Raw genomic sequence first — 19,983 nt, 5'->3', positions numbered from 1 at the left:
TTAGATACCCAGGGTTAGTCGGTCAGGAACGGGCGGGCTGATTGGGGCGCTGATGGGAGGGCGCGGTGCGCGGTACCACCCGCAAATACTGCCGGTGCGTGACCGCACGGTAGCGGCGCGCATCCACCCACCAGAGGGCAATGCTCAACGCCAGCACGCAGAGGGCGCTACACACCACCGCCGGCACGCTCGAACCGGGCTCCCACGGGTTACCCGGCGCGTGCGCGGCAGTGTGTGCCGCCCACTCGATGCCCTGCGCGGCAAGGCCACCGGCACGCAGGCACAGATCCGCCGCAGTGGGCAGACCCAGGAGCATGAATCCGAGTGCCGCCAGCCCGGCGAGCATACTCAGCGGCGCTAAAGGAGCGGCAATCAGGTTCGCCGGAACCGAGTAGAGCGGCACCTTACCGCTCATCGCCAAAATCAGCGGAGTGCACCACAGGGACGCCACAATCGGCGCGGCGAGCATTTCCGCGCAGAACACCGGCATGACGCGCATGAGCAGGCGAATCAGCGGCGGGCCCAGCAGAATCAGCGCGGAGGTTGCCGTCACCGACAGGGCGAACCCCATATCCACGGCGAGGTGCGGGGCGGCAAGCAGACACGTCAGTACCGTTGTTTGCAGCGCCGCCAAGGACTGGCGGCCCGAACCGCGCAGCATCGCGTAAGCGCCGAGCAGACCCATGGCGAGGGAACGAATCACGGAACCCTCAGAGTCCAGCAGCATGGCGTAGGCGAGCACCGCCGCGACCCCACACAGCACCATGACGCGGTGCGGAATGGCGAGGGTGCTCAGCCGATGCACGAGCGGCGGCAGGGCGTGGGCATTTGGCGGGGTAGGTTGTTGCGGGTAGGCCGATTGTTGAGCGGGGGCGGCGTGGCGGGGGTACGCGGGGCGGCGAGAACGAGCCGCGCCTCTCCCCCGCAACCGCTGTATCCAGGAACGGAACAGCAGGTATGCGCTAGCGAAACGGTACGGGCGAACCGCCAACACCAGCCGGTAGGCACCCAAAAACACAATGGCAATATTCGCCCCGGACACCGCCGTAATATGGCTGAGCCCGCTGAGCTTATAGTCCTCCCGCGCGGTGGAACTCATCAGCGAGTCGTCCCCGTAGGCGGTGCCCAAAACTAGTGCCGCCGATTCCGTGCCCAGGGTATCCAGGGCGCGGGTGCGCAGTTGTTCCTTGAGCGTGGACAGGTACGGCTCCTCCTCAGTCCGGGCGGCGCCCGAGGCGTTCGATCCGGCGCCATAGGCGGGTGCGGGCATCGGGAAAATAGTCGCGCCGCTCAGCTTCGCCGTGGAGCCGTTGAACTCCACGGTGCCGAGGGCGGTCACCTTCATGCCCGGATAAATCACTTGCGAGCGCGCGGTGCCGCTCCCCCGCTGCTTAGCCGCCGAGCTTACTTCCGCGCTCGCCTCCGAACTTGCCTCCAGACTGCGCGCGGCGCTCTTTGCCGAACCGTCACGCCGGTACACGCGCACCCGCTCATTCACCAGCGCACGCACGCTCCGCCCCTGAATTTCCTCCAGCTTAATAACCACCAGAGTAGTTCGCGGATCCATGCGGCGGACCTGCTCCACCGTGCCATTCAGACGAAGCGAGGCACCCTGCGCCTGCTGCAGGGTAGCGCGGGATGCATCCACCCCCGTAGCGCACAGAAGCACCGCCTGAACCGTCACGATACACGCCAGAAAAACCAGCTGACCGGTCGTGCGAAAGAGCAGGCTGTAGGGCATCACCGCGCGCGGCGGGAAGAACAGCAGAATCGCCAGGCACCCCAGCAAGGCAATGAGCACGCACGCCAGCGGATGCGCCACCCGCCACGTGCCCACCGTCAGCGCCGCCGCGGTAAACGCCCACAGCACCAGCACCGTAAAACTCAGGCGAAGGTCCAGGTGAATGAGGCTTCCCTGGGCGCGCAGCTCCTGCTCGTCGCGGCGGGTGCGCCACCGCTCAGCACCGATGCTCCAGCGGTAGCGGGCGAGGTCATACGCCGTAGCCGCGGAACGGGTGAGGCGCCGGGTGAGGCGCAAGGAACCGGGAAAGAGCTCCCGATCCCCTGCTTGCTGGCGCTTCTGCAAGCGATTCGGCCTGCGGTTCTGCTGGTGGTTCTGCTGGTGCATTAGACCGTCACCAGCGGGCGCAGGTTCTCCAGCATCGACGGACCAATGCCGGGCACCGCATCCAGCTCATCCACGCTGCGGAAGCCGCCGTGCGCCTCACGCCAGGCAATAATGCGCTGAGCCATCGCAGGACCAATACGCGGCAGGCTCTGCAGCTCCTCAGCGGTGGCGGTGTTAATGTTCACCGGGGTTGAGCCCTTCTGCGCGCTGCCTGCAGGAGTTAGCGTGCGTGCAGGCTGAGGGGCATTATTCTGAGCCGCACCGTTCTGTGCAGTGCCGTTCTGAGAGGTGCCATTTGCCGCGGTACCCTGACCAGCATTCGCCGTGCCACCATTGGGCTGAATCTGCGCCGGGGCGGCAGTCTCACCGCGATGCGGCACATAAATCTGCACCCCGTCACTGAGCGCACCGGCAAGGTTCACGCGGTCCAAATCAGCATCCGCGGCGGCACCGGAGGCGGCGGCAATTGCATCCACGGCACGACCCTGCGCGGGCAGCGTGTACACGCCGGGGTTGTTCACGGCACCCGCCACGTGCACCCGCACGGTAGCCTCACCGGAGGCGCCACCCTGCGCAGATTCACTCGGGTTAGCGCCCGGCTGGGCAGTAGACTGAGTGCCGGGGCTCTGCTGGGCACCCACCGCCTGCACCGACTCGGCGGAAGTGCTCGGGGAAGCGACCTGCTCGGCACGCGGCGCCGCCGAAAACTGGGTCACACCCCACACCACGGCAACCAACGCCAACACCGCCACCAGAAGCAGCACGCGCGGCGACAAGCCCCAACGGGCACTGCGGGTGGTGCCGGGCTGATCGGCCTGCTCCCACTCCGCCCAGTCGTCCACCTCGTTCCAGTCGGGCTGCTGATCCCAGTCAGCCCAGCCATTCGACTCCGGGTGGGATGCCGCGGGCTCGGCAGGCGCTTCTTCGGCAGGTACCTCCGCCGGCGTTACCTCAGTGGCAATAGCCAGCGGCACGGTGTCCTCGCCATCCGGCGCACCGTTCTTGCGGGCGCGCGGGCTACGATAGAGGCTGTTCATCAGGGAGCGGGCGCTACGCTGCGCGCCGCCCTGCTGGGGTGCGTTGTCTTGCGCTGCGCCGTTGTTCGGCACAGCGCTCGGGCTCTGCAGGTGGTTCTGCTCGTGGTTGGGGGTCATGCTCGTCATATCCCTACCCTAGGCTCACGCGCGCGAACGCACGAGCGCACGCAAAGAACCTGTGGATAACTCCCCTCTCGCAACGAGAAAGAAGCCATCCACAGGCTCATTTTTGAAAAATATGCGGTTTTTGTTCAAAAACGGAGGGGTTTGGCTTGTCATAAAACCGTCACAAACACCTCGGCCACACGAGCTGCCCGCACCGTTTAAGAGCAGAATCTAGCCTTCGCTTAGTCCTCGCGCGGTAGCTCAGTGCCCGGAACGCCCAGCTCCGAAGCACGCTTATCAGCCATCACCAGCAGGCGACGAATACGGCCCGCAATCGCGTCCTTCGTCATCGGCGGATCAGCCAGACGACCCAGCTCATCCAACGACGCATGCTTATGTAGCACACGCAGCTCACCGGCATAGCGCAGATGATCCGGCGCCTCATGACCCAGAATCTGCAGGGCACGCTCCACGCGGGCGCTCGCCGCAACAGCCGCCTGAGCGCTACGGCGCAGGTTCGCATCATCAAAATTCGCCAGACGGTTCGCGGTCGCACGAACCTCTTTGCGGGTGCGCGCCTCACGCCACGTGGTCAGGGTGCCGGTCGCGCCCATACGCTCCAGCAGCTGCGAAATCGTCTCGCCGTCACGCACCACCACACGGTCGGTGCCGCGCACCTCGCGTGCCTTCGCAATAATGTCCAGGCGACGAGCTGCACCCACCAGCGCGAGCGCCGCCTCCGGACCGGGGCAGGTAATCTCCAGTGAGGAGGAACGACCCGGCTCAGTCAGCGAACCGTGCGCCAAAAACGCACCGCGCATGACCGCCTCGGCGTCCTGCAGGGAGCCGTTCACCACAGCCGGCGGCAGGCCACGCACCGGGCGACCACGCAAATCCAGCAGACCGGTCTGGCGAGCCAGCGCCTCACCGCCGTGATCCACACGCACAATGTAGCGGCCGCCTCGACGCAGGCCACCACCGCTGACGCTGGTCAGCTCGGAGTCGTGGCCGTAAATCTCCGCGATAGTGCGGCGCATGCGGTGGGCGGTTGCCTCGTGGTCGACCTCAGACTCCACCACGATTCGCCCCGAGACAATGTGCAGGCCTCCGGTAAAACGCAGAATCGTAGAGATTTCTGCCTTACGAGCAGAGACTTTCGTTGCCTCATAGTTGGCGAGTTCGTCCTTGACGAGCGTGGTTAATGCCATGAACAGGTCCTTCTAGGCGTAGTGTCTAAGAGTCTATAACTTTGGGAAATGGGCACACCAAAATAGCAGCCGCAACGGTGATTCTAGGAGCTCAGCTCAAACGCTTCGTTATACGCAGCCGCAAGCTTCAGCGGGTCGTGCACATTCGGCTGGGAGCTCGAACGCAGGTGCGCCCACACAACCTTCGCACCCATCGCAGAAGCCTCACGCTCCAGCTCGGAACGGTGATCAGCCTGCATGTCAGCGTCAGCAATCACCGCGTCAAGGTGAAGCTTCGGAGCGTACTGGCGCAACAAATCCAGGTGCGTTGCCGGGGTAAAGCCGACCGTCTCCTTATCGTCGGAGAGGTTCATGACCACGCAACGGCGCGCCTCCGTACGGATAATCGCCTCACGCTGAGCATCCAACAGCAGATGCGGCAGAACCGAAGTACGCCACGAACCCGGACCCAAAACAATCCAATCGGACTCCTCAATAGCGGAGAGCGCCTCCGGGCAAGGACGCGCATTTGCGGGAGATAGACCAATATCGTGAACCCGCTCCTCCTTCGAGAGGTTCACCTGGCCGACCACCTTCACACGCTCAATACCGCCACCGTTATGCTCACGCAGCACGGTGCCGTAAATGACCATCGGATCCAGCGCCATCGGCAGCACGCGGCCGCGCGCATTCAGCAGGGCACCCGCCCAGTCCAGACCGGCAACCGGGTCATCCAGCAGCTGCCAGAGAGTAGCAATCAGCAGGTTACCGAGAGCATGATAATCCAGCGGGAACTCACCCTCATAACCCTCGGGCGCGCTAAAACGATGCTGCATCACATCACGCCACGTGCGACCCCAATCGGTGTCATCACACAGCGCAGAAAGCGCCATACGCAAATCCCCCGGAGGGAGAATACCCATCTCCTCACGCAAACGACCCGACGAGCCGCCATCGTCAGCAACCGTCACAACAGCCGTCAAATCAGGCGTGACGTGGCGCAACGCAGACAGGGAACCGTACAGCCCGTGGCCGCCGCCCATCGCCGTGACCTTCGGCGAACGGTGCGTGGTCTTCAACAGGCGCAACGCCTGAGTCGGCAGAGCCGGCAGGCGCGGAATACCCTGAGTGTCATAACTGGTCGAATGGGTGGACATAGTAATACCTCACATACCCGGAAGGAACGGTATGCCGGCCCCACGGGTGCGGGGCCGGACGGCGGCTAATGAAACACAGCGCGGTGGTTGGGACGCGCCGGGAAAAACTTACTCGCGGCCCTTGTCACGGTGCTGAACATTCACGTTCAGCTCACCGAAAGCAGAGAGACGACGAGCCAGTTCCTCCGTCACAGCCACGGAACGATGCTTACCACCGGTGCATCCAATTGCGATGGTGGCGTAGTACTTACCCTCACGGCGGTAGCCCTCAAGCACGGGGCGAAGAGCCGCAAGGTAGTTGCTGATGAACTCCTCGGTGCCTGCGTGCTCCAGCACGTAGTCGCGCACCGGGGCGTCCTGACCGGTCAGGGGGCGCAGCTCCGGAACCCAGTGCGGGTTCGGGATGAAACGCATATCAGCCATGTAGTTAGCGTCCGAAGGCGCACCGTACTTGAAGCCAAAGCTCATCACGGTCAGATTCAGCTTCTTATCCGCACCCTCAGCAAACATTTCACGCACGGTACGAGCTAGCTCGTGAACGTTCATGCCGGTGGTGTCAATGGTACGGTCAGAAGCGAGGCGCAGACCTTCAAAGAGAGTGCGTTCAGCGCGGATACCGTCGAGGACGCGGCCCTCACCCTGCAGCGGGTGCGGGCGGCGCTGAGCCTCGTAGCGGGCAATAATGGTCTCGTCCTTGGCGTCAAGGAAAAGCATGGAGAAGTCAATATCGGACTTGCGCAGAGTCTCAATCGCAGCGGGAAGATCGGAGAACAGGGCGCGGGCGCGAACGTCAATACCGAGCGCCACCTTCGGAACTCGCGCACCGTCGCGGGTTACCAGTTCAGCCAGGGAACCGAGCATCTGCGGCGGGATGTTATCGATAACGTACCAGCCCTCATCCTCCAGTACATTTGCGACAGTACTGCGGCCTGCACCGGAAATACCGGTGATCACCAGAATCTGAGGGCGCTCCTCACTCTGGGCGGACTCTACCGTGGCGGGCTTGCTCTGATTCTCGGGCATGGTGTTTCTTCCCCTTCAACGCGAAATACTCTCTATGCCATGATACAAGACCTTTATCTGACGGTTCAGGGGTACGGTCAGAAATTTCACCAGTATGACAGAAATATGAGGCGCTCCCCCGAGCGAACCCCAGAAGAAAGAAACCCGCATCACAAGTGCTTGCGCATAACGCTCTCCACGGGGGGTCTACAGAAAGAGGCGGGCGGCAGAGCCGTAAGGGTACAGCTGAGCCGGGGGTATAGCAGAGCCGGAAGGTATAGCAGATCCGGAGGATACAGCAAAGCCCGCACGATACCTCCCACAGGAGGCACCGCACGGGCTCCACACCACGAACGTTTCGAACTATGAACGCTCCGCAACTATACGCGGATGCGCCAGGTTGCCCTAGGTAGAAAGCTTAGGCAGAAAGCTCCGGCAGGAAAGCCGCCACATGCTCCAACAGACGCACCGACAGCTCCTTCTTCGAACCGGAGAACATCGGCGCCTCATCGTTCAGAGTCGACAGCAGCGTAATCGTGTTATCGTCCGTGCCGAAACCACGATTCACACCCACGGTATTGACCGCTAAGAAGTCCGTACCCTTACGCTGCAGCTTCTCACGACCCAGCTCCAACGGAGTCTTCTCCGCCGAACCGGTCTCCGCCGCAAAACCAACAATGAGCTTCGGGCCGAGGGTGTTCTCCCCCGCCTCACGAGCCTGCTGGCGGCGAACCACAACCTCACGCAGGATATCCGGGTTACGCACTAGCTGAATCACCGGCGCGTCCTCAGAATCGGCGCTCTTCTTAATCTTGAACTCGGCAAACTCGGCAGGCCTAAAATCAGCCACCGCCGCGGACATAATCAGCACATCTGCCGCCGCGCTTGCCTCAAGGGTCGCCTCACGCAGCTCCAGGGCGCTGACCACACGGGTCACCTGCACATCCTCCGGCGCGGGAACCTCAAGGTTCGCACCAATCAGGTGTACGGTCGCGCCCAGGTCGCGTGCCGCCTCCGCGAGCGCCACACCCTGCTTGCCGGTCGAACGGTTGCCGAGGAAGCGTACCGGGTCCAGCGCCTCACGGGTGCCGCCGGCGGTAATGACCACGAGGCGACCGGCAAGAGGACCACGCAACGATTCGGATGCGCCAGCTACCTGACCGGGCTCACTCTGACCCAGCAACGCCGAAGTCAGCGTTGCCGCACGTGCCGCCGCCATACGCTCCTGCTCCGTACCCGTGTACAGGGGCTCAGTCGGCGCGTAACCGGGCGTGTACACCGGGTGCACCTGACCCTTCGGGAAGCGCGCAATCACATCCAGAGCGACCGTGAAAATATCCTCCGGCTCGGGCATGCGACCCGGACCAGAATCCGGGCCCGTCAAACGCCCAATCGCAGGCTCAATCACGTGATAACCCCACGAACGCAGGGTCTGCACGTTCGCCTGAGTCGCCGGATGCTCCCACATCTGGGTATGCATCGCAGGCGCCAAAATCACCGGGGCGTGCGTCGTCAACACCGTAGAAGACAGCAAATCATCCGCACGACCAGCCGCCAAACGAGCCAGCAAATCAGCGGTCGCCGGGGCAATCACCACAGCGTCAGCCTGCTCAGCCTGACGCACATGGTTCACCTCCGGCACGCGGTCAAACACGTCCGTTGAGACGGGGTTGCCGCTCAGCGCCTCCAGAGTGGGAACACCCACGAACTTCGTCGCGTTCGGGGTGGGCATGGCGATAACCTCGTCGCCATTCTTCGCAAAAAGACGAAGGAGCATCGCCGCCTTATACGCAGCAATGCCCCCTCCAATACCAACGATAATGCGCATGGTACGTCAAAGAATCCTTGTAAAAAGCAGATTACTCAGCGGACTCGTCGAGGATAACCTCTTCGATAGCAATAACCTCTTCGCTACCTGCGGGGATGTACTCCTCCTCGATAGCGCCAGAGAACTCAGCCGCGCTGAAATCAATCACAGCGGACAGATCCTCGGGAATCGGGTAGCCGTCCTCATCGAACTTAGCGTCCGGGCGGTGCTCCGCCACAACACGGTCAGCAATGATTTCACGCATTGCCACCGACAGGGACTTCTCGTTCGACTCAGCGTCAACCAGCGGGCCAACGTGCGCAGCAGTATTGTCCTGCAGGTTAGCGTAGTACGCGTTAATCTGGCGTGCACGGCGGGCACCGAAAATCACCAGGCCGTACTTGGACTCCGCCTTCTCAATCAGCGCGTCAGCGCTGGGGCTCACGATGCCCTCGGGAGCGACACCGTCAACGAAGTTGTAGTCCTCGTGTTCCTTGATTTCGTTTGCCACTAAAAACTCCAAATAGCTTGATGGAATGTACGTACCGAACACCCCCGTACACCGTTCGCGCTATGGCGCAAACCGGGCGCACTGAGGGCACGGTCAAAACTAAAGAACTATTCTACCCTCTCAACGGCTAAAACGCACGTACCAGCCTGGACAAAAGGTGTCAGCACAGCCAAAAAGGTGGGGGCCCGAAGAAAACTCTTCGAAACCCCCACCTTCACAACGCCTCACGGCAGAACTACAGGTCGGAAGAAACTCTAGCCCCACCGCAAACGCAAAGCATGCAGATTAGGCGGCGCCAATCAGCTCAGCAATCTCCTTCGCTGCACGCTCAACAGAGTCGTTGACGACCGTGACGTCAAATTCCTTCTCAGCAGCCAGCTCAACCTTCGCGGTTTCAAGGCGACGAGCCTGCTCCTGCTCACTCTCGGTACCTCGACCCACCAGACGCGACACCAGCTCATCCCAGCTCGGAGGAGCCAAGAAAATCAGGCGAGCATCAGGCATGGTCTCGCGAATCTGGCGAGCACCCTGCAGGTCAATCTCAAGAATCACCGGGCGGCCAGCATCCAAAGCCTCCTGGACCTTAGCACGCGGAGTACCGTACTTGTTCTTACCGTGAACCACAGCGTACTCAAGCATCTGACCGTCAGCAATCATCTGGTCAAACTCTTCCATCGAAACGAAATAGTAGTGAGTACCGTCAACCTCACCGGGGCGAGGATCACGAGTGGTAGCGGAAACAGAGAACCACACGTTCGGGTAGTTCTCACGAATGTACTGGCACACCGTACCCTTGCCAACAGCAGTGGGGCCAGCCAGTACGGTGAGAGTCGGCTGAGACATAGCTTCCTTACTGTGCCTTCATCGGCTGAAGGCACGATGTGTTAGGACTGAGAAGATTCAGGAGGCAGAGTATTAGTCCTGCGACGTGCACGGTTCAAATACCGCGAATTACGGTTGAAGTACTCCACCATCTTGCGACGCTGGTGTACACCCAGGCCGCCAAGGCGGCGAGTCGGTGCAATATGAAGTTCTTCAATGATGCGTTCAGCTCGAACGGCACCAATGCCCGGAAGTGCGCGCAGCATCTGCCCCACCGGCATTTTAGCCAGTGCAGGGTCGGAATCGACCATATCGAGCACCTGACGCACGGAAAGTTCACGGTCACTCAGTGCACGCTTAATTTCCTGGCGGTGTGCTCGGGCAAGTACTGCCTTCTCGCGGGCGGAGGCGCGCGCATCCTCAGTTAGCGGAGTCAGCGGCATGGTTGGGTCCCCCATTTCTGCGAGTTATAGAATTTTACTTATCAACTAATGTAACACGGATAGCACGAGAATCCTCGTTCCACCCGCGGCACTCACCCTCGCACCAACAATGCGTCTACGCACGTCAGCACGTAAATATCAGGGAGTACCCCTATAGCATAGCGGAGTATTCGCCCTATCAAAAGCGGAGCCACACACGCGCCTCATAGAGCGGGCGCACTCCCCCGCTGCTAAGGTGAGCAAACTCGCACCGGCGCGAGGATGCGGTGGCAAAATATGCATCAAGATGTACCGAAAAAATGCGATAAAACAGCCACAGCTACGGCGCTATCGGCACAAACCATCAGCAGGAAAACCACGCACGCACAAGGGTGCGCAAAAGGGGCGCACACCCCGGCAGACTCTCAACAGAATCCACCGGAGCACACGCCCCTCACGCAGCACGCGAACTATGCGCCGCGAGCCGCCAACAGGTCATCACGAGCCGCCTGCGCAGCCTTCGCCAGACCCTCAACCGAGGGACCAGCAGCCAGCACGCCACGGCTGGAATTCACCAGCACCTGCGACTCAACGCCCGCAAACACGCGGTACAGGTCAGCCGCCGAAGCGCCCTGCGCACCGTAACCGGGCGACAGAATCGGGCCGTTGAACACGCTCAGGTCAATACCCAAATCAACCAGCGCCTGACCAACGGTCGCGCCAACCACCAGACCGCACGGGCCCATCTGCTCCCACTTTCGGGACGCGTTCTCGGCGGTAGCCGCGGCAATAATGCGCTTGGCCACGGCGCCCTCGGACTCCGATGCGCCCACGTGCTGAACGCTCTTACCCTCAGGGTTCGAGGTCAACGCCAACACGAAAGTGCCGCGGTCATTCTCATCAGCCAAATCCAGCGCCGGACGCAGCGACTCAAAACCCAGATACGGGCTCAAAGTCACCGAATCGGTACCCAGCGGCGAAGACGAGCCGAGCCACGCATCCGCGTACGCCTTCATGGTCGAACCGATATCGCCACGCTTAGCGTCAGCAACAATCAGCACACCATCAGCGGCAGCGCGGGCGAACAGCGCCTCCAGCACAGCAAGACCAGCCGAACCGTGACGCTCAAACAGCGCCACCTGAGGCTTCAACGCAGCCGCAAAGGGGGCGCAACCCTCGTACACGGCCTCGGTGAAGGTCGCCAGACCGGCAGCGGAATCCTCAAGACCCCACTGCTCCAGCAGGTTCGGATGCGGGTCAATACCCACACACAGCGGGCCGCGCTCCGCCATCGCCTTCGCCAGACGATCACCAAAAGCAGCGGACATTACGCCTCGCCACCCTCGGAACGAGCATCCACAGCGGCAGCCAGCTGAACGCCGTGCTCCTGCAGGCTCATGATGTCCCAGCTGTGCTCACGCAGAGCATTAATCGCCTGAACAGCCGCAGCGAACTCAGAAATGGTGGTCATGACCGGGCAGCCCACCGAAACCGCAGCGGCACGAATCTCGTAACCATCGCTACGAGCAGCACCACCGGCAGGAGTGTTCAGAATCAGGTCAATGTCACCGTTGCGGACCATGTCCACAATCGAGTGGTCGCCATTCGCCTCAGCGAACTTCGAAGTCACCAGCACCGAGTTCAGGCCGTTACGGCGCAGAACCTCAGCGGTACCACCGGTCGAAACGATCTCAAAGCCCAGCGACTCCAGCATCTTCGCGTAAATAATGACATTACGCTTATCGTGGTTAGCCACCGAAATGAACACCTTACCGGAGGTCGGCAGCGGCGAACCAGCACCAGCCTGAGCCTTCGCGAACGCGGTGTCATAGTGCTTATCCAGACCCATGACCTCACCGGTCGAACGCATCTCCGGGCTCAGCAGCGAATCCACCACAACACCCTCGGGAGTGCGGAAACGAGCGAACGGCAGAACCGCAGCCTTCACAGCAATCGCAGTTTCCTCAGGCAGGGACGCGCCATCCATGTTCGACGGCAGGTAGCCCTCAGCCTTCAGCTCAGCAATGGTCTTACCCAGACCAATCAGCACAGCAGCCTTAGCCATCTGCACGCCGGTAGCCTTCGACACGAACGGAACAGTACGAGACGCACGCGGGTTCGCCTCAATCACGTACAGGTTCTCAGACACGTACGCGAACTGAATGTTAATCAGGCCGCGCACACCGGTGCCGCGAGCAATCTTCTCGGTAGCGTCCTTCACCTTCGCGATGATGTCCGGGCCGAGAGTAATCGGAGGCAGAGTACAAGAAGAGTCACCCGAGTGAATACCGGCTTCCTCAATGTGCTCCATGACGCCGCCCAGGTACAGCTCCTCACCGTCGAACAGGGCGTCAACGTCAATCTCGATAGCATCCTCAAGGAACTTATCAATCAGAGCAGGCTGCGAAGGCGAAACCTCGGTAGCGTTCTCCAGGTAGCGAGCCAGGTTAGCCTCGTCGTAGACGATCTCCATGCCACGGCCGCCCAGCACGTACGAGGGGCGAACCAGAACCGGGTAACCAATCTCATCAGCGATGCGCTTAGCACCCTCGAAGGTGAACGCGGTACCGTTCTTGGGCGAAATCAGGCCGCCCTCCTCCAGCACGCGAGCGAACTCGCCGCGATCCTCAGCCAGGTCAATAGCCTCGGGGGTGGTGCCCAGAATCGGCACGCCCGCATCCTTCAGGGCGCGAGCCAGCTTCAGCGGAGTCTGACCGCCCAGCTGCACGAACACGCCCATCAGGCCGCCGGTACGACGCTCCGACTCAACAATCTCCAGCACGTCCTCAAGGGTCAGCGGCTCGAAGTACAGGCGAGTCGAAATATCGTAGTCGGTCGAAACAGTCTCAGGGTTGCAGTTGACCATGACGGTCTCATAACCCAGCGAACGCAGCACCAGCGAAGCGTGCACGCACGAGTAGTCGAACTCAATACCCTGACCGATACGGTTCGGGCCCGAACCCAGAATCATGATCGAGGGCTTCTCGTGGTGCGCGACCTCGTCCTCCAGGTCGTAGGAGGAGTAGTGGTACGGAGTGAACGCCTCAAACTCTGCAGCACAGGTGTCAACAGTCTTGAAGACCGGGCGGATACCCAGAGCGTGGCGAACACCGCGCACAACATCCTCAGAAGAGCCGATAATCTCAGCAATCTGAGCATCAGAGAAACCGTGACGCTTAGCCAGCTTCAGGGTCTCCGGGTCGAGGTGGTCGCGCTTAGCGTGAACCACACCGGCAACCTCATTCAGCAGCACCAGCTGATCCAGGAACCACGGGTCAATCTTGGTCGCCTCGTGCAGCTGCTCCACGGTAGCGCCAGCCAGCAGAGCCTGCTGAACCTGGTAAATACGCTGAGTAGTCGGAACCTTAGTCTTCTCAATCAGCTCAGCCAGCTCAGCCTCAGACAGAGACAGCGGCTTGAACGAGAAGGACGCGCCCTTCTGCTCCAGCGAACGCATCGCCTTCTGCAGAGCCTCAGTGAAGTTACGGCCCAGAGCCATAGCCTCGCCAACACTCTTCATGGTGGTGGTCAGGGTCGGATCAGCAGCCGGGAACTTCTCAAACGCGAAGCGCGGAATCTTCACAACCACGTAGTCGAGGGTCGGCTCGAAGGACGCCGGGGTCTTCTGGGTGATATCGTTCGGAATCTCATCCAGGGTGTAACCCAGGGACAGCTTGGTCGCAATCTTCGCAATCGGGAAGCCGGTAGCCTTCGACGCGAGCGCCGAGGAACGAGACACACGCGGGTTCATCTCAATGACGATGATGCGACCAGTCTTCGGGTCAATCGCGAACTGGATGTTACAACCACCGGTGTCCACGCCAACCTCACGAATCACGTTGATCGCGATGTCGCGCAGCTTCTGGAACTCACGGTCGGTCAGGGTCAGTGCGGGTGCCACGGTGATGGAGTCACCGGTGTGCACGCCCACGGGGTCGAAGTTTTCGATGGAGCAGACGACCACGACGTTGTCGTTGGTGTCACGCATCATCTCCAGCTCGTATTCCTTCCAGCCGAGGATGGACTCCTCCAGCAGGACCTCGCTGGTCGGCGAGTACTGAATACCGGCGCCGGCAATACGGTAGAGGTCTTCCTCGTTGTACGCCATACCCGAGCCGAGACCACCCATGGTGAAGGAGGGGCGGACCACCATCGGGTAGCCCAGCTCCTTAGCGGCTTCCAGCGCCTCCGGCATGGAGTGAACAATCACCGAGCGTGCAGACTCGCCACCGGCGCGCTCCACCACGCCCTTGAATGCTTCACGGTCCTCACCGAGGTTAATCGCCTCAATGTTCGCGCCGATCAGCTCAACATTGTACTTGGCGAGCACGCCGCGCTCATCCAGGGAGATAGCCGCGTTCAGTGCGGTCTGACCACCCAGGGTCGGCAGGATTGCGTCCGGCTTTTCCTTCTCGATGATCTTCTCAATCACCTCGGGGGTGATGGGTTCAATGTAGGTGGCGTCCGCGAACTCGGGGTCGGTCATGATGGTTGCCGGGTTCGAGTTCACGAGGATGACGCGCACGCCCTCCTCCTTCAGCACGCGCAGCGCCTGAGTGCCGGAGTAGTCAAATTCCGCTGCCTGACCGATGACGATGGGGCCGGAACCGATGACGAGGACGCTATTAAGGTCAGTACGACGAGGCATTTATGCTTCCTTTGCAGTCTTGGTTGCGACCATCAGGTCGATGAAACGGTCAAAGAGGTAGGCGGAATCGTGCGGGCCCGCAGCAGCCTCGGGGTGGTACTGCACGGAGAACGCGGGGATGTCCTTACAGGTCAGGCCCTCAACCACGTTGTCGTTCAGACCCACGTGGGAGACCATGACCTGACCGAACTCGGCGTTCGGTGCGGTCACGTAGTCGCCAATCGGCGCGTCCACAGCGAAGCCGTGGTTCTGCGCGGTGATTTCAACCTTGCCGGTGGTCTTGTCCATGACCGGCTGGTTGATGCCGCGGTGACCGAAGGGCAGCTTGTAGGTGCCGAAGCCCAGGGCGCGGCCGAGCAGCTGGTTACCGAAGCAGATGCCGAAGAACGGGGTGCCCTTACGCAGCACGCCCTGCAGCAGCTCAACCTGCTCGTCAGCGGTTGCCGGGTCACCGGGGCCGTTGGAGAAGAACACACCGTCGGGGTTGTGGGAGTAGATGTCCTCGAGGGTTGCGCTTGCGGGCAGCACGTGCACGCGCACGCCACGCTCAGCGAAACGCTGCGGAGTCATCGACTTAATGCCCAGGTCCAGGGCGACGATGGTTGCGACCGGGGGTGCGAACCAGTTGAACTGGTGCGGCTCAACGGTGTAAGCGGTGTCAACCGAAACGGAGTCAGCGAGCTTACGGCCAGCCATCGGCTCGGAGGCGCGCACCTCCTCCAGCAGTTCAGCTTCGGGGCGTTCTGCGTGCTCACCGGAGAACACGCCCGCACGCATCGAACCGCTCGAACGCAGGCGGCGGGTCAGAGCGCGAGTGTCAATGCCCTGAATACCGATGATGCCCTGCTCAATGAGCTCTTCGTCGAGGGTGCGCTCAGAACGCCAGTTGGATGCCACGCGTGCAGCGTCGCGAACCACGTAGCCGGCAACCCAAATCTTGCGGGACTCAGCGTCGGTCTTGTTCACGCCGGTGTTGCCAATATGCGGAGCGGTCTGAACCACAATCTGACCCGCGTAGGAGGGGTCGGTCAGGGTTTCCTGGTAGCCGGTCATACCGGTCGAGAAAACCGCCTCGCCCAGGGACGCGCCGGTTGCGCCGTAGCCGTAGCCGCGGTAGACGGTGCCGTCCTCCAGGACGAGCAGCGCGCGGTCCGTACGCAGGGCGCCGGATCGTGTCATGTCAGTCATGCTCTTCTTCCTTTTCTCTGGTGTTCTCCCCCGCTTCCTGTACGGCCTCTACCGTGCAGGTTCCGGGGTAGTCTACGATGCCTTCGGCGGACTGTGCGCCTGCCGTCAGGCTAAATCTATGGGTGTGCGGGTGCGCCGGGGATGTTGGTCCGGGGTACTTTGCGGGAGTGCTCCGTAAAGTCCCCGCTGCCGGTTAGGCTTCCGGTTCTGCCGCCCACTTCTCGGGTGCATCCACCGCATTCGGGGCGATGCGGCGCAGCTCTCGCAGTACCGCCTGCTTGTCCTCGGCGTAGCGGGTACGGAAGCCGGTCTGCACGCGGTGACCGTCCAGGGTCCAACCAATCACGACCAGGCCGTTCTTCTCCACAACCTTGCCCGCCATGCCGCGGTCGGTGGTGATGACCGCAAGCTTCTTCGCCGGAATCCACAGGTCCTTCGCGCCGTTACGGGTGAAGATGATGCTGTCCGGGTAAATCAGCAAGGTGGACTTGCTCTTGAAGCCGAGCGAATCGAAACCCACGCGGTCCAGCCAGTTACCGAAAATCGTGGTGCTGACGTACTCGCCCTCGAAAGCGGCGTCAGCGGTCATGCCCTCGTAGCGTTCGGGAACTTCCTTGAGGGAGCCGAACATGTTCGCCTGGCGTGCCAGGCGCGAGCGCCATCCGTGCCACATGCCGTAGATGCACAGGGCGACCAGGGCGATGCAGATGACGGCGGTCAGGAACTTTCCCACGAAGGTTCTCTCTTTCGGTTGGGGGGTCTCGGTCGATTGTCTCGGCCTGGGCTGATGGGGCCTGGGTTAATGGGGTTGGAGCGGTGCTCCCGGCGAGGCGGTGGCAGGCGCAAAACCTACCACCGCCAGGCACGGACGCGGTTCGCCTCGCGGGCCAGTCGTGCAAACTCAGCGGCGCGAACTAACCTACGCGAACTAAACCTGCGCGAGCTTACTTACGCGGGGTTGCCAGCTCGCCGTTCAGCACGGTCGGGTGGCCAGCGTAGAAGGTTGCACGAATCGAGCCGGGCACCTCCATGTCGCGGTAGGGGTTGTTCTTACCCTTGGTTGCCTGCTCCTCCGGCTTGATGACTCGGGTTGCCTTGGGGTCGACCAGCACAATGTTTGCCGGTTCGCCTTCGGCAAGCGGGCGACCCTGCTCGTGGTCCAGGCGACCAATCTTCGCGGGCTCCTCGGAGAGGATACGTGCCACGTCGCGCCAGGTGATCATGCCGGTGTCAACCAGGGTCATCTGGATGATGGACAGTGCCTGCTCCAGGCCGGTCATGCCGTTAGCGGCGCACGCCCACTCGCATTCCTTGGTCTCTGCCGGGTGCGGTGCGTGGTCGGTACCGATCACGTCGATGATGCCGTCGGCGACTGCCTGGCGCAGCGCCATGACGTCCTCTTCGGTGCGCAGCGGCGGGTTCACCTTGAAAATCGGGTCGTAGGTGCGTGCGGTCTCGTCGGTGAGCAGCAGGTGGTGCGGGGTTGCCTCCGCAGTTACCTTCACGCCGCGGGACTTAGCCCAGCGCACAACCTCAATGGAGCCCTTGGTGGACAGGTGGCAGATGTGCAGCTTGGAGTCCAGGTGCTCAGCCAGCAGCACGTCGCGGGCGATGATTGCCTCCTCGGCGACGGCGGGCCAGCCGGTCAGACCCAGGTCTGCGGAGACCTTGCCCTCGTTCATCTGGGCGCCTTCGGTCAGGCGCGGCTCCTGCGCGTGCTGCGCGATAACACCATCGAAGGTCTTGACGTATTCGAGGGCGCGGCGCATCACTGCGGGGTCGTACACGCACATGCCGTCGTCGGAGAACACGCGCACGTTCGCGGTGGAGTTCGCCATGCCGCCGATGTCGGAGAGGCGCTCGCCCTTCAGGCCCACGGTCACAGCGCCGATGGGCTGCACGCGGCACCATGCGGATTCCTTGCCGAGGCGGTCAACCTGCTCAACCACTGCGGCGGTGTCGGCAACGGGCATGGAGTTTGCCATGGCGAACACCGCGGTGTAGCCGCCCAGGGCTGCGGCGCGGGTGCCGGTCTCAACGGTTTCGGATGCCTCGTAGCCGGGCTGACGCAGGTGGGTGTGGATGTCCACCAGGCCGGGCAGCGCCACCTGGCCTGCCGCCTCGACGACCTGTGCGTCTGCGGCGTCGATGTTCTCTGCGATGCGGCTAATCACGCCGTCCTCGATGAGGATGTCGGCGACCTTTTCGCCGTAGAGGCTTGCGCCCTTGATCAGGTACTTGCTCATGGTGTTGGTTCCTCTCGTTAGGAAGGTCGTTTAGGATTCGTCGCCGGCGTAGAGCTTGGCGCTGGAGCCGTCGGTCAGAAGCAGGTAGAGCACCGCCATGCGCAGCGCCACGCCGTTGCTGACCTGGCGCAGAACCCAGGAGTTGGTGGCGTCGGCGGCTTCGGTGCAGATTTCCAGGCCGCGGTTCATGGGGCCCGGGTGCAGGATTGCGACCGGCTGCGGCTGTGCCTGCAGGGTTGCGAAGCGTTCGGCGGTCAGGCCCCACAGCTCGGTGTACTCCTCGGCGGAGGGGAAGTACGCGGCGCGCATGCGTTCCTTCTGGATGCGCAGCAGCATCACGGCGTCGGGCTTGGTGGCGATAGCTTCGTCGAAGTCGTGGAAGATTTCCAGGCCGGCCTCTTCAACCCAGGAGGCGGTGTTCAGCGGCAGCAGGGTCGGCGGTGCGACGAAGACGACCTGCGCGCCGAGGGTGTGCAGCAGCCAGAGGTTGGAGCGTGCCACGCGCGAGTGCAGGATATCGCCGACGATGAGCACGCGCATGCCGGACAGGTCGGTGCCGCGGGGGCTGTCGAGACCGTCGCGTTCTGCCTTGTACTGGCGCAGGGACACGGCGTCGAGCAGTGCCTGGGTGGGGTGCGCGTGGGTGCCGTCGCCCGCGTTGAGTACGGGGATGTCGGTCCAGCCTGCCTCGGCGAGGCGCTGCGGTGCGCCGGATGCCGAGTGGCGGATCACGAACGCATCCGCGGCAATCGCCTTGAGGGTCTGCGCGGTGTCCTTGAGCGACTCGCCCTTAGACAGGGAGGAGCCAGATGCGGAGAAGTTGGTGACGGCGGCGCCCAGGCGCTTCTCGGCTGCTTCGAAGGAGAGGCGGGTGCGGGTGGAGTCCTCGAAGAAGAGGTTGACAACGGTTTTGCCGTTGAGCACGTTCAGGGTGCGGTTTTCGGCTTTGACCTGCGCCATGTAGTCGGCGACGTCAAGGATTTCGATGGCTTCTTCGCGGGTTAGTTCGCGGGTGTCGAGCAGATGCTTCATGAGAGCCCTCCCAGCTGGATAATGTCAACTCGGTCTGTTGCGTTGTCGGTTTCAGTCAGTACGACGCGCACGGTTTCGCTGGCGCTGGTGGGCAGGTTTTTGCCCACGTGGTCGGCGCGGATGGGTAGTTGCCGGTGTCCGCGGTCTACGAGGACTGCCAGGCGTACGAGGGCGGGTCGTCCGTGGGCGTTGAGTGCGTCGAGGGCGGCGCGTACGGTGCGGCCGGAGTAGAGGACGTCGTCAACGAGGACTACGGTTTTGCCTTCAATGCCGATGGTGGGCATGATGCTTTCCCCTGCGGTGTCTGGGGAGGTGGTGCCGTTGGGCGAGACGGGCTGGTCGTCGCGGTAGGCGGTGATGTCCAGGGCGCCGATTCGTGTTTCTGCGTTGAAGTTCGGCTCGATGGCTTGGATGCGGGCTGCGAGTCGTACGGCGAGGGGCACGCCGCGGGAGCGGATGCCGATGAGTACGAGGTTTTCTACGCCTTTATTGGTTTCAATAATTTCGTACGCGATGCGGGTGAGGGCGCGGCGGATTTCATCCTCGCTGAGGATGGTGCGGCCGACGGTGGTCGCGTCCTCAGAGGTGCTTTGAGGGGTTGCCAAATGGGGGGCTGCGGTTACGTTTCGCCCCTGATTCGCGCCGGATGTGGGTACAGTTGACCCAGGCATAGCCGTCTCCTTCCCCGCCT

At 62.2% G+C, this 19,983-nt stretch carries 16 protein-coding genes; all 16 read right to left on the bottom strand.

What is annotated here, in order from left to right; all coding sequences use genetic code 11:
* Positions 1-22: 22 nt before the first annotated feature.
* The 16 genes from AB8C10_RS03965 to pyrR all read right to left on the bottom strand — a co-directional run bounded on the left by AB8C10_RS03965 (position 23) and on the right by pyrR (position 19,963).
* Positions 23-2,038, bottom strand: a complete 2,016-nt coding sequence (locus AB8C10_RS03965) for a ComEC/Rec2 family competence protein (RefSeq protein ID WP_368866896.1) — start codon at positions 2,036-2,038, stop codon at positions 23-25.
* 89 nt (positions 2,039-2,127) lie between these two features.
* Complete coding sequence (locus tag AB8C10_RS03960; RefSeq protein WP_368866895.1) at positions 2,128-3,291, bottom strand: ComEA family DNA-binding protein; 1,164 nt, start codon at positions 3,289-3,291, stop codon at positions 2,128-2,130.
* Positions 3,292-3,512: 221 nt separating this feature from the next.
* Complete coding sequence (whiA, locus tag AB8C10_RS03955; RefSeq protein ID WP_005505961.1) at positions 3,513-4,478, bottom strand: DNA-binding protein WhiA; 966 nt, start codon at positions 4,476-4,478, stop codon at positions 3,513-3,515.
* Positions 4,479-4,561: 83 nt separating this feature from the next.
* Complete coding sequence (locus AB8C10_RS03950; protein WP_049345462.1) at positions 4,562-5,614, bottom strand: gluconeogenesis factor YvcK family protein; 1,053 nt, start codon at positions 5,612-5,614, stop codon at positions 4,562-4,564.
* A gap of 108 nt (positions 5,615-5,722) precedes the next feature.
* The gene (gene rapZ / locus AB8C10_RS03945) at positions 5,723-6,637 is read right to left on the bottom strand and encodes an RNase adapter RapZ (protein WP_219101385.1); all 915 of its coding nucleotides are present in this window, start codon (positions 6,635-6,637) and stop codon (positions 5,723-5,725) included.
* Positions 6,638-7,034: 397 nt separating this feature from the next.
* Positions 7,035-8,444: a bifunctional phosphopantothenoylcysteine decarboxylase/phosphopantothenate synthase gene (locus tag AB8C10_RS03940; RefSeq protein WP_368866894.1), complete on the bottom strand. Its 1,410-nt coding sequence runs from the start codon at positions 8,442-8,444 to the stop codon at positions 7,035-7,037.
* A 31-nt stretch (positions 8,445-8,475) separates the two neighbouring features.
* Positions 8,476-8,934, bottom strand: a complete 459-nt coding sequence (rpoZ, locus tag AB8C10_RS03935) for a DNA-directed RNA polymerase subunit omega (protein ID WP_044150418.1) — start codon at positions 8,932-8,934, stop codon at positions 8,476-8,478.
* A gap of 285 nt (positions 8,935-9,219) precedes the next feature.
* Positions 9,220-9,777, bottom strand: coding sequence for a guanylate kinase (gene gmk, locus AB8C10_RS03930; protein ID WP_005505951.1), 558 nt, complete (start codon positions 9,775-9,777; stop codon positions 9,220-9,222).
* Positions 9,778-9,818: 41 nt separating this feature from the next.
* A complete protein-coding gene (gene mihF / locus AB8C10_RS03925; RefSeq protein WP_005505949.1) occupies positions 9,819-10,199 on the bottom strand; it encodes an integration host factor, actinobacterial type in 381 nt (126 codons plus the stop codon).
* A gap of 449 nt (positions 10,200-10,648) precedes the next feature.
* Positions 10,649-11,506 carry an orotidine-5'-phosphate decarboxylase gene (pyrF, locus tag AB8C10_RS03920; protein WP_368866893.1) on the bottom strand — a complete coding sequence of 286 codons (858 nt, stop codon included), beginning with the start codon at positions 11,504-11,506 and terminating at the stop codon, positions 10,649-10,651.
* Positions 11,506-14,826: a carbamoyl-phosphate synthase large subunit gene (carB, locus tag AB8C10_RS03915; RefSeq protein ID WP_368866892.1), complete on the bottom strand. Its 3,321-nt coding sequence runs from the start codon at positions 14,824-14,826 to the stop codon at positions 11,506-11,508. Before carB ends, pyrF begins: the two co-directional genes overlap by 1 nt.
* The gene (gene carA, locus AB8C10_RS03910; protein ID WP_049358368.1) at positions 14,827-16,014 is read right to left on the bottom strand and encodes a glutamine-hydrolyzing carbamoyl-phosphate synthase small subunit; all 1,188 of its coding nucleotides are present in this window, start codon (positions 16,012-16,014) and stop codon (positions 14,827-14,829) included. It abuts the gene before it with no gap.
* A gap of 193 nt (positions 16,015-16,207) precedes the next feature.
* On the bottom strand, positions 16,208-16,747 hold the full coding sequence (locus tag AB8C10_RS03905; protein WP_005508722.1) for a PH-like domain-containing protein: 540 nt from the start codon (positions 16,745-16,747) through the stop codon (positions 16,208-16,210).
* A gap of 211 nt (positions 16,748-16,958) precedes the next feature.
* Complete coding sequence (locus tag AB8C10_RS03900; protein WP_294627549.1) at positions 16,959-18,260, bottom strand: dihydroorotase; 1,302 nt, start codon at positions 18,258-18,260, stop codon at positions 16,959-16,961.
* Between the two features lie 30 nt (positions 18,261-18,290).
* Positions 18,291-19,292, bottom strand: coding sequence for an aspartate carbamoyltransferase catalytic subunit (locus AB8C10_RS03895; RefSeq protein ID WP_368866891.1), 1,002 nt, complete (start codon positions 19,290-19,292; stop codon positions 18,291-18,293).
* The gene (gene pyrR, locus AB8C10_RS03890) at positions 19,289-19,963 is read right to left on the bottom strand and encodes a bifunctional pyr operon transcriptional regulator/uracil phosphoribosyltransferase PyrR (protein ID WP_368866890.1); all 675 of its coding nucleotides are present in this window, start codon (positions 19,961-19,963) and stop codon (positions 19,289-19,291) included. Before pyrR ends, AB8C10_RS03895 begins: the two co-directional genes overlap by 4 nt.
* Positions 19,964-19,983 lie beyond the last annotated feature (20 nt).

Source organism: Rothia mucilaginosa (assembly GCF_964210535.1).
GTDB classification, from domain to species: domain Bacteria; phylum Actinomycetota; class Actinomycetes; order Actinomycetales; family Micrococcaceae; genus Rothia; species Rothia mucilaginosa_F.
Note: the sequence above shows the minus strand (reverse complement) of the source record. Positions and strands in the feature narration are given on the sequence as shown.

Coding starts and splice junctions, on each gene's coding strand:
- AB8C10_RS03960 (WP_368866895.1), bottom strand. CDS start 3,291: ATGACGAGCATGACCCCCAACCACGAGCAGAACCACCTGCAGAGCCCG.
- whiA (WP_005505961.1), bottom strand. CDS start 4,478: ATGGCATTAACCACGCTCGTCAAGGACGAACTCGCCAACTATGAGGCA.
- AB8C10_RS03950 (WP_049345462.1), bottom strand. CDS start 5,614: ATGTCCACCCATTCGACCAGTTATGACACTCAGGGTATTCCGCGCCTG.
- rapZ (WP_219101385.1), bottom strand. CDS start 6,637: ATGCCCGAGAATCAGAGCAAGCCCGCCACGGTAGAGTCCGCCCAGAGT.
- AB8C10_RS03940 (WP_368866894.1), bottom strand. CDS start 8,444: ATGCGCATTATCGTTGGTATTGGAGGGGGCATTGCTGCGTATAAGGCG.
- gmk (WP_005505951.1), bottom strand. CDS start 9,777: ATGTCTCAGCCGACTCTCACCGTACTGGCTGGCCCCACTGCTGTTGGC.
- mihF (WP_005505949.1), bottom strand. CDS start 10,199: ATGCCGCTGACTCCGCTAACTGAGGATGCGCGCGCCTCCGCCCGCGAG.
- pyrF (WP_368866893.1), bottom strand. CDS start 11,506: ATGTCCGCTGCTTTTGGTGATCGTCTGGCGAAGGCGATGGCGGAGCGC.
- carB (WP_368866892.1), bottom strand. CDS start 14,826: ATGCCTCGTCGTACTGACCTTAATAGCGTCCTCGTCATCGGTTCCGGC.
- carA (WP_049358368.1), bottom strand. CDS start 16,014: ATGACTGACATGACACGATCCGGCGCCCTGCGTACGGACCGCGCGCTG.
- AB8C10_RS03900 (WP_294627549.1), bottom strand. CDS start 18,260: ATGAGCAAGTACCTGATCAAGGGCGCAAGCCTCTACGGCGAAAAGGTC.
- AB8C10_RS03895 (WP_368866891.1), bottom strand. CDS start 19,292: ATGAAGCATCTGCTCGACACCCGCGAACTAACCCGCGAAGAAGCCATC.
- pyrR (WP_368866890.1), bottom strand. CDS start 19,963: ATGCCTGGGTCAACTGTACCCACATCCGGCGCGAATCAGGGGCGAAAC.